The 8,542-nt window shown below is 68.6% G+C and carries 8 protein-coding genes and 1 pseudogene; 2 read left to right on the forward strand and 7 right to left on the reverse strand.

Annotated elements, in window-relative coordinates:
• The first annotated feature begins 95 nt into the window (after positions 1–95).
• The gene (locus G1H10_RS29830) at positions 96–524 is read left to right on the forward strand and encodes a pyridoxamine 5'-phosphate oxidase family protein (RefSeq protein WP_163744862.1); all 429 of its coding nucleotides are present in this window, start codon (positions 96–98) and stop codon (positions 522–524) included.
• A 98-nt stretch (positions 525–622) separates the two neighbouring features.
• Here the strand turns inward: G1H10_RS29830 and G1H10_RS29835 are convergent, their stop codons facing one another.
• From G1H10_RS29835 to G1H10_RS29855, 5 genes are all read right to left on the reverse strand, one after another.
• Complete coding sequence (locus G1H10_RS29835; RefSeq protein ID WP_163744865.1) at positions 623–1,255, reverse strand: TM7S3/TM198-like domain-containing protein; 633 nt, start codon at positions 1,253–1,255, stop codon at positions 623–625.
• A gap of 258 nt (positions 1,256–1,513) precedes the next feature.
• Positions 1,514–2,362, reverse strand: a complete 849-nt coding sequence (locus G1H10_RS29840) for an ABC transporter permease (protein ID WP_163744867.1) — start codon at positions 2,360–2,362, stop codon at positions 1,514–1,516.
• Positions 2,359–3,354, reverse strand: coding sequence for an ABC transporter ATP-binding protein (locus G1H10_RS29845; RefSeq protein WP_163744869.1), 996 nt, complete (start codon positions 3,352–3,354; stop codon positions 2,359–2,361). The genes G1H10_RS29840 and G1H10_RS29845 overlap by 4 nt, the downstream gene beginning before the upstream one ends.
• On the reverse strand, positions 3,351–4,445 hold the full coding sequence (locus tag G1H10_RS29850; protein ID WP_163744872.1) for a DUF4367 domain-containing protein: 1,095 nt from the start codon (positions 4,443–4,445) through the stop codon (positions 3,351–3,353). The genes G1H10_RS29845 and G1H10_RS29850 overlap by 4 nt, the downstream gene beginning before the upstream one ends.
• The gene (locus tag G1H10_RS29855) at positions 4,429–4,980 is read right to left on the reverse strand and encodes a sigma-70 family RNA polymerase sigma factor (protein WP_312856664.1); all 552 of its coding nucleotides are present in this window, start codon (positions 4,978–4,980) and stop codon (positions 4,429–4,431) included. The genes G1H10_RS29850 and G1H10_RS29855 overlap by 17 nt, the downstream gene beginning before the upstream one ends.
• Before the next feature lie 136 nt (positions 4,981–5,116).
• Here G1H10_RS29855 and G1H10_RS34845 point away from each other — a divergent pair.
• Positions 5,117–5,233, forward strand: a pseudogene (locus G1H10_RS34845) (SDR family oxidoreductase); the annotation flags it as partial.
• 107 nt (positions 5,234–5,340) lie between these two features.
• Here the strand turns inward: G1H10_RS34845 and G1H10_RS29865 are convergent.
• Positions 5,341–6,030: a 4a-hydroxytetrahydrobiopterin dehydratase gene (locus G1H10_RS29865; RefSeq protein ID WP_163744874.1), complete on the reverse strand. Its 690-nt coding sequence runs from the start codon at positions 6,028–6,030 to the stop codon at positions 5,341–5,343.
• A gap of 241 nt (positions 6,031–6,271) precedes the next feature.
• Positions 6,272–8,422 (reverse strand): OmpL47-type beta-barrel domain-containing protein, encoded by a 2,151-nt coding sequence (locus G1H10_RS29870; protein WP_216853801.1) that lies wholly within the window; start codon positions 8,420–8,422, stop codon positions 6,272–6,274.
• Positions 8,423–8,542 lie beyond the last annotated feature (120 nt).

Consider the following 8,542-nt stretch of genomic DNA (forward strand, 5'->3'; position numbering starts at 1 on the left):
CGCCACCAGGAATACACTCCGCTGCCGCCCGGTTGTCACTGCACATGACACCGCTGCGGTATGCCGGACCTGCGACGATGTGAGGAGATTTCGCCGTGCTTCCCAGCCTTGACGACACCACGAACGCGGCCGCCGACCACCGGCTCCGCGACGAGAGAGAAATCTGGATCACGACGGTCCGATCTGACGGGCAGCCGCAATCGTCCCTGGTCGGATTCCTGTGGGACGGAACCAGCTTCCTCATCTTGACCAGCCCCGAAAGCCAGAAGATCCGCAACCTGCGAGCAAACCCGCGGGTTTCACTGCATCTCGACGTCGGCGGAGAATCGTCCGAGGATGTGGGCATCCTGACCCTCGAGGGGACCGCCGCCGTCGACTCCGTCCCACTCAGCGACGATGAGGCGACCACCTACGTGAACCGGCACCAGGAAGCCATCCGTCAGGCCGGACTCACGCCCGAAGAGGCCCTTGCCGAGCTCTCCGCGGTGATCCGGGTGACACCGTCTCGCACTCGCGCGTACTGATTCCGGTCAACCACGCCGAGCGCCACATCGACCGCCGTCGGCGGTGTGTGATCTGACTGCGCGGAATCCTGCGACCGTCTCGGCGCGGCTACTACCGGCTATGACGCAGGCTGACTCCACGTTTCACGTACTGTGCGACGGATCGCGCCGGCCTGACGAAGTTGAACGAAGATCCCGACGGCCGCGAGCACAATACCGCCCGCGTACCACAGCGAGTGTTCACCGGCGGTCGCCTCGGCGTCGATGATGTTGTCGGCGTCGATGACGTCGAATATCAGCATCAACCCGGCGATGGTCACGCTGGCGCCCGCGAACGCGCTGATGACGATCAACAGCAACTGGGGAAGATTCGCGGCGATCGCGAAGCCCGCAAGGGCCACTCCGCCCAGTGCTCCGATCAACAGCAAGCTCCATGGTTCGTCGACACCCAAAGCCGACGCCAGAGCGCCACCGAGCACGAAGCCCATCGAGGCCATTCCCAGGATGATGCTGACGGCGAAGAAGAGGTAGGCCAAGGAAGCAAACAGCGCGCCCACGAGAATGGCAACGATCCACCCCAGCGCCGACGCAAGGTAGCCCTGGTCCGTGAGTGAGTCGACCAGTCCTGCCCCCGTTGCGAATCCGACGAACGCTCCCCAGATCGCCAGCAGGATGCGCATCGCCCATTGTCCGCGCAGGCACAAGAACACGCCCACGGCGACCGCCAGCAGGCCCAGGATGATCTCTGTCATCGCTCTCGCACTCCATTCCCTGCCGGAACCCCGGCAGAGGCCCCCGGCAGATGTCTTTCCGGCCGGGAAGTTACAGGCCATGATCACACCGCCGATACGATCTCAGCGATGGTCGGAGCGAGGTCACCTGTGTAGTAGATGACCTCGTCGACGACCGTGCCTGTGCCCAGGTGGCCGGGCTAACGCATGATGAGCGGTACCCAGAAGACGTCGTCGATCACGTAGTGCTTGTCCGTCATGCCCTATGTGCCGCCGGATTCACAGGTCGCGGCGTTGGAAGGCGATGCTCGCGAGCCCGAGTATGAGGGCGACCCACAGGCCGGCCCAGGCGACATAGGCGGCGGTGAGCGGGGCCATGCTCAAGAACGGGGACTCTCCGATTCCGGAGCCGATCTGGCGGAGCAACGCCGGGTCCTGGAACGAGTTCATGGCCCCGCGCCACAGACCGTCGGTCGGCAGCAACATCCGTGAGACGGTGCCGACCCGGGCCACGCTGTCATTGCCGAAGGCTTCACCCACCGAACCCACGACGCCGGCGATCCAGGTAGCTCCGAACAGGCCGACCGCTACGATGCCCGATGCCATCGGCGAGATCGCGGTGGACAGCAACAGGCCCAGGGTGAACAGCGCCGTCGTTTCCGCCGCGAGCAGGGCCAGGCCGGTCGCCGGTGCCGGTGGCCAGTAGTCCACGGTGGCCCGGACGACAAGAAGCTGAGAGAGGCCGGCCACGGCAACGAAAACGCTGCCGAACGTCGCCAAACCCAGCCACTTCCCCACCAACACCGCGGACCGGCGGATCGGCCGCGCCAGGATCGCCAGCGACGTCCCCGACTCGACCTCCCCGGCCAGGGTGGGGCCGGCGAGGAAGGCTGTACCGAGCGCGGCGATCAGGCTCAGGCCGAACATCACCAGGTTCAGCACGGTGGAGCCGGCCACCTTGGCCTCACCGGAGGTGAGGCCGCCGAACTCCGCGTCGAGCCGGGAGAACCCCCAGGCACTCAGCGCCAGCAGCACGACCGTCATCCCGATGAGCGAACGCAGGACCCGTCGGCGTGCTGCCTCCCGCAGCGTCAGTGCGGCCACGGTGAGAACGGTGCGCACGATCATCGGCGCTCCTCATCGGGACGGGCCCGCAAGATGGCCAGCAGCCGCTCCTCCAGGCTGGTCCGAGCGGGCTCGACCGCGTGCACACGCACGCCCAGGTCGACCAGGTCGGCAATGAGATCGGGCACAGTCGCGGCTCCTGGGTCGGCGGGCAGCGCGATGGTGAACACGTTGCCGCTGCGGGTGAGCCGTCCGGTGGCGGCCAGTCTGGCCTCCGCCTGCGCGTCCACGCCGTCGAGCCGCATCCGCAGTTCGTGACCGCCGAGCAGTTCCTCCAGGGTGCCGGACGCAGCGACCTGCCCCTTGTCCAGAATGACCACACGGTCGCAGACCCGCTCGACTTCACCGATGAGGTGCGAGTTGAGCAGTACGGCGACCTGACGGTCCTTCAGGGAGAGCAGCAGATCGCGGACGTCGGCCCGGCCGATCGGGTCCAGAGCGCTCGTCGGTTCGTCGAGCACCACCAGGTCCGGGCGGGCCACCAGGGCGACAGCCAGCCCGAGACGCTGCTGCATGCCCTTGGAGAAGCCGCCGACCCGGTCGCCGGCGCGGTCGGCCAGGCCGACAGTGGCCAGGCATTCCCGCTGTTCCTCCGTCGACACGGCAATCCCCGAGAGCCGGACGTGCAGGGCCAGCACTTCAGTGGCGGTGAGCCACGGCTGGTACCGGAAGAGTTCGGGCAGATAGCCGACTCGTGTCCGGGAGCGTGGGTCGCCCGCTGGTTGGCCGAGCAGCGACACGTCGCCGGCGTCCGGCCGGACCAGACCGAGCAGGATCTTGATGACGCTGGTCTTGCCCGCGCCGTTGGGGCCGAGCAGTCCCACCACCTCACCGCGGCCGACGGTGAAGGACACGCCGTCGACCGCGACCTGTCGCCGATACCGTTTGCGCAGGCCCCAGCACCACACCGCCGGGGCCGGTGGCAGGTCGGCGAGGACCCGTCCGACGGTGTCGAGGGAGCGCGCGTCGCCCTGCGCAGCAGTCGGGCCGCTCACCTGTCCCACCGCAGTCCGTGGGCCACCGACAACACCTCGTCGGCGCTCACCGAGCCGGCCACCGCGGTGACCACACCGTCGTCCACCCAGACCACACCCGCGAGCGCGCCGTCGCGCGAGGTGAAGACCGTGGCCGGCATGCCGTCGACCTCGGTGGCGGAGCTCGTCAGCTCCTCGGCCGCCATGAACAGCGGTAGCGTCGTCCCGTCGCCGGAGAAGCCTCGCAGCTGCGAAGCGACGTTCTCCGGCACGATCGGCAGGGACAACAGGTAATCGCGGGCCGTCTCGAACGGCACACCCGACGAGTAGGCGGTGGGCGCGACAGCTCGGGCCACGATCAATGCGGGTACCGGTCGTCCCTCCGACCAGACAGCGGCCACTCCCGGTCCGGCGGTCAGCCGGAATCGGCTGCCGTCGAGCTCGGGTGGCGCCGGCGGCAGGGTCTCGCCCGCAGCCGCGGCCGTCTGCTCGGTCTTCTCGGCCGAGAAGGTGAACAGTGCGTTCGCCTCTTCGCCGACGTGGTACGTCGGGTCACCCGTCACACCGCGGGGCAGCTCGCTCACCATCGGAACGGCAAGGCCAGTGGCTTCCTCGGCGGCGTCGACGCCGGAGACCGGGCGGATGTCCACTTCCTCGCTCACCTCGAGCTCGCCGAAGTCGGACAGGTCGGGCAGCGTGACCAGGTCGGCTTCGGGAGCGGTGACGGGTGTGATCTGCTCGGTACGGAAGATCGGTAGCCAGTCCATGGCGGCCGCCACACCGGCCCCGGCCACCAGGACGGCGACGCCGAGCCCGGCGACGGCTGGGCGGCGCAGCGCCGTACGCCAACGGCGCACGGGGGCGACCGTGGTCGCTCGGCGCGGCTCGTCGACGGCGATGGCGTCCGACAGCCGGCTCCAGGCCATCTCCGCGTCGACGTCGATGGTGGGTACGCCGCCCAGCGCCGCGTCCGCGAACGCCGCGTCCTGTTGCGCGGCCGCCAGCTCGCACTGGCAGACCGGACACGCCGCGATGTGTTCCCGGTCGGTGTCGGCGACGCCGGCCGGCTCGTCCAGGAGCCGGCGAAGCGTGCCGTCAGTCGGATGACGCATGACGATTCAACTCCTTGCGCAGGGCAGACTCGGCGCGCCGCACGGTGGTACCGACGCTGCCGGTGGACATGTCAAGGGCGGCCGCGACCTCGGCATAGCTGAGCCCGCTGTGCCGCAGGACGAGCGCGACGGCCTGCCGGCGGGGAAGCCGGGCCAACGCCGCCCGTACGCGGCGACGCTCGTCGAGGGTCACGACCGTATCGGCGACGTCCGGACAGACCTCAGCCGTCTTGCCGGCGGCTTCCTCACGAGTGGCGCGACGACGGCCGGAGCGGAGGTGGTTGAGCGCTGTGTGCGCTGCCGCGACGGACAACCATCCCGCCGCCTCCCCAGTCGGCACCGCGGAACGCGCGAACGACAAGAACACCTCTTGAGCCACATCCTCGGCCTCGTCCCGGGAACCGAGCACCCGAGCAGCGACGGCCACCACCCGCGGATAGTTGGCGCGGAAGATCCGTTCCAGGTCGGCTCGGAGGCTCCCCCGTCCCGAACTCGACATCTCCACGCCGCCCTTCCGCCCGGCTCGCCTGACCACCGCGTTGTGTCCTGCACCAGACCGCGCGGCCACCACCCGGCGGCCAGTGCGCTCCCACTATGCTCGACAACCTTCACATCTATACAGCACCGCCGGCGGCCCACATGTGACACTCCGCGATCGCAGCGTCCTCACGGGCCGGTTCGGGACGCCCGAGGAGATCGCCGCCGCATTCCTGTGGCTATGCAGCGACTCCACCAGCTACGTCACCGGCGTCGCTCTCCCGGTCGACGGCGGCTACACCGCCCAATAGACCGGGTGAGAGGTCGAGGCTGAGCCGAGCTTCGATAGCCTTGATCGGACGCGCCCAGCCAGCTGCGCGCAATCAGGTCCAGTGCATCGGTGATCGCCGGTTGGCGTTCAATCCTTCTTCGCAGCGGACACGTCGACGCATACGATTCCCTCGTTGCCGTCCTGGTCGGCGATCACGGTGAGCGAGGGCGCGTCGCTGTTATCGACGACGGTCCCGCCCGCGGCGAGGGCGGCGGCGATCCGTTGCTCGGCCACCTCGGGCGCCACATAGACCTCGATGTGGAACCGCTGACGCGGCGTCTCGTGCTCGTCGGCGTCTCCGAACCACAGGTTCGGTACCCGTCCCGTGGCATCCCGGATCTCGGCGCTGGCCTCGGCGCTCCCGGTCAGCAGGGCGGCCCACACGGGGGCGACGGTCGCTGAGCGCGCCGTGTCGAGGCCGAGCTCGATGTCGCTGACCGAGGCCGGGTCGGGGTCGAGCCTGTGCTCTGCGGCGATCTCGGTGATCCGTCGAGCGAGGTCGACGTCCTGCTGGGTCACCCATTCGACGACGTGTTCGGTGCCCTCGTCGTCTCGGTAGATGGCGTCGTCGCTGACCAACTTGAGGTCGACGTACCCATTGCCGATCGAAACGCGCGGGTGGTGTCCGAGGTCGTCGCCTGCCTCACCCACCGCGGCGACGAACCGTGCGCCGGTGCCGAAGGCGTCGACCAGATAGCGGGCATGCAGACCCTGGGCCAGCTTGCGCCAGTCGGTCAGGTTGGCCGCGGCGATCTGTTCGCCCGTCAGCATGTCCATAGAAAGGAACCTATCCCATCCCAGATTCAGCCTGCAGCGCTGGCGCCCTGCCACGGACGTGGCTACGCAAACCTCGCTGCATCTCGACAGCGGCGCGCCGATGTGAGCGTGGCCGCGGGGTGAGAGGGGCGAGGCGGCGGGTGCGGTTGATCTGGCGCAAGCGGACCTGGCGCTCAGTGATCGTGTGTGCGTTGCTGTGCCGGCAGCAACGCACACACGATCGCCGCTGGTGAAGACCGCGTCACCGTCCGATGCCGGACTGTGCCGCGGCCCGCATGATGCGGCTCTTCTCCCTGGCGGAGATGACGCCGTCCGCGGTCCGGGCGCGCGTGACCTGTCCGACGTGCCGGACGAACTGACCGTGGTTCGCGTAGTCGCCGTCCTGGTCGATCAGGTCGCTGATCGTGCAGCCGTCCTCCACCTCGACGTTGGGCACGGTCGTATCGATCGTGCCGATGATCACCGTGTCACGGTTGTCCGAACCCGGGCAGGCGTCCGAGTCGGATTCGACGACGGTGAAGTGCACCATCCCGGCCTCGGAGGTGTTGCCGGCGTTGTCCGTGGCGCGGAAGTGCAGCATGTGCTCGCCGGCATCGGCGACGGTCACCGGGCCGGTGTAGGGCTGCCATCCGGCACCGTCCAGGTCGTACTCGACCGTGTCGACACCGGAGTCCGCATCCGTCGCACTGATCGACACCGTGGCCGAACCGACATAGTCGCCGTCGCCGTTCTGATCGCCGGCGACCTCCGCCGCCACCTGCGGCGGCGTGGTGTCGTCCGGGTCCGGCGCTACCACGGTGAAGGCCACGGAATCGATCTCGGAGGTATTGCCCGCGTTGTCCGTCGCCCGGTAGCGCAAAGTGTGCTCGCCGGGCTCGGTGACCGTCACCGGGCCGGTGTAAGGCTGCCAACCGGCACCGTCCAGGTCATACTCGACCGTGTCGACACCGGAGTCCGCATCCGTCGCCGTGACCGTGACCGTGGCCGACCCGACATAGTCGCCATCGCCGTTCTGATCGCCGGCGACCTCCGCCGCCACCTGCGGCGGCGTGGTGTCGCCCGGGTCCGGCTCCACCACGGTGAAGATGACCGTATGGACGTCGGAGGTGTTCCCCGCATTGTCGGTCGCCCGGTATTCGAGCACATGCTCGCCGGCCTCGTCGACCGTGACGGGTTCGGTGTAGGGCTGCCACCCGGCACCGTCCAGGTCATACTCGACCGTGTCGACACCGGAGTCCGCATCCGTCGCCGTGACCGTGACCGTGGCCGACCCGACGTAGTCGCCGTCGTCGTTCTGGTCGCCGCTGACCTCGGCCGACACCTGTGGCGGTGTGGTGTCACCGGGATCCGGCTCCACGACCGTGAACATGAGCATGCCGATATCGGAGGTGTTGCCGGCGTTGTCCGTCGCGCGGTAGTGGATCATGTAGTCGCCCGGCTCCTCGACCGTCACGGGGCCGGTGTAGGTCTGGTAACCCGAACCGTTGATCTCGTATTCGACCGTGTCAACCCCGGAGTCGGCGTCCGTGGCCGTCACCGACACCGTGGCCGACCCGACGTAGTCGCCGTCGTCGTTCTGGTCGCCGCTGACCTCCGCCGACACCTGCGGCGGCGTGGTGTCACCGGGATCCGCCTCGACGACGGTGAAGCTGACCGTGCCGGTGTCCGACGTGTTGCCGGCGTTGTCCGTCGCCCGGTACTGGACCGAGTGGTCTCCGGGCTGGTCGATGTCCACAGGGCCGGTGTACTCCTGGAACCCGGTGTCGTCGATCTCGAACTCGATGGTGTCGACGCCGGAGTCCGCATCCGTCGCACTGATCGACACCGTGGCCGAGCCGACATAGTTGCCGTCGTCGTCCCGGTCGCCGGTGACCTCCACGGACACCGACGGCGGCGTGGTGTCCTCACCGCCGCCGTCGTCGGTGACGACCAGCACCCCGGACATCTGACCGTGACCGGGGATGTCGCAGAAGTAGCGGTACTGGCCGGCGGTGAGCACGACCTGGGCCTCGTGCCGTCCGCCGTTCGAGTCGAACGGATTGGCCAGGATGTCCAAGTTCACATCCTGGTTGTAATCGGGGTTCGACCTGTCGAATGTCAGGGTGTGCGGCATGCCGGTGGTGTTGCCGGTCTCCGCACTGTTCTCGAAGACGATCGTCGCCGGTCCCGCCGTCGCCGTGGCGGGCGCGGAGGTGTACTCCGTCGTGCTGTCGCTCGCCGTCCATACCAGCACCTGCTCCTGTGCGATCTCGGGCGCGTCCGCCTCGGACGCCGACACCGACGGGGGCACCAGCCACAACGCGGCGAGCAACGCGCCGGTTACCGCGATGGCAAGCCCGCGAAGCGACCCTCGTCGCTCCGCCAGTGACGTGTTCAATAATCGTCGAAACATGAGCCGTGATACCTCTCCTCAGCTGGAAGGCGCTCATGGCGCCGCCGGTGGCCAGGGCCGGGGGGGGGGGGGGGGGGGCGCCCCCCCCCACCCCCCCGCGCCAACAGGGTACGACAACCG

Source organism: Phytoactinopolyspora halotolerans (genome assembly GCF_010550675.1).
In the GTDB taxonomy this organism is placed as follows: domain Bacteria; phylum Actinomycetota; class Actinomycetes; order Jiangellales; family Jiangellaceae; genus Phytoactinopolyspora; species Phytoactinopolyspora halotolerans.

Excerpts from the sequence above, each read along its gene's own strand:
- G1H10_RS29835 (WP_163744865.1), bottom strand. The coding sequence starts at position 1,255 with ATGACAGAGATCATCCTGGGCCTGCTGGCGGTCGCCGTGGGCGTGTTC.
- G1H10_RS29840 (WP_163744867.1), bottom strand. The coding sequence starts at position 2,362 with ATGATCGTGCGCACCGTTCTCACCGTGGCCGCACTGACGCTGCGGGAG.
- G1H10_RS29850 (WP_163744872.1), bottom strand. The coding sequence starts at position 4,445 with ATGCGTCATCCGACTGACGGCACGCTTCGCCGGCTCCTGGACGAGCCG.
- G1H10_RS29865 (WP_163744874.1), bottom strand. The coding sequence starts at position 6,030 with ATGGACATGCTGACGGGCGAACAGATCGCCGCGGCCAACCTGACCGAC.
- G1H10_RS29870 (WP_216853801.1), bottom strand. The coding sequence starts at position 8,422 with ATGTTTCGACGATTATTGAACACGTCACTGGCGGAGCGACGAGGGTCG.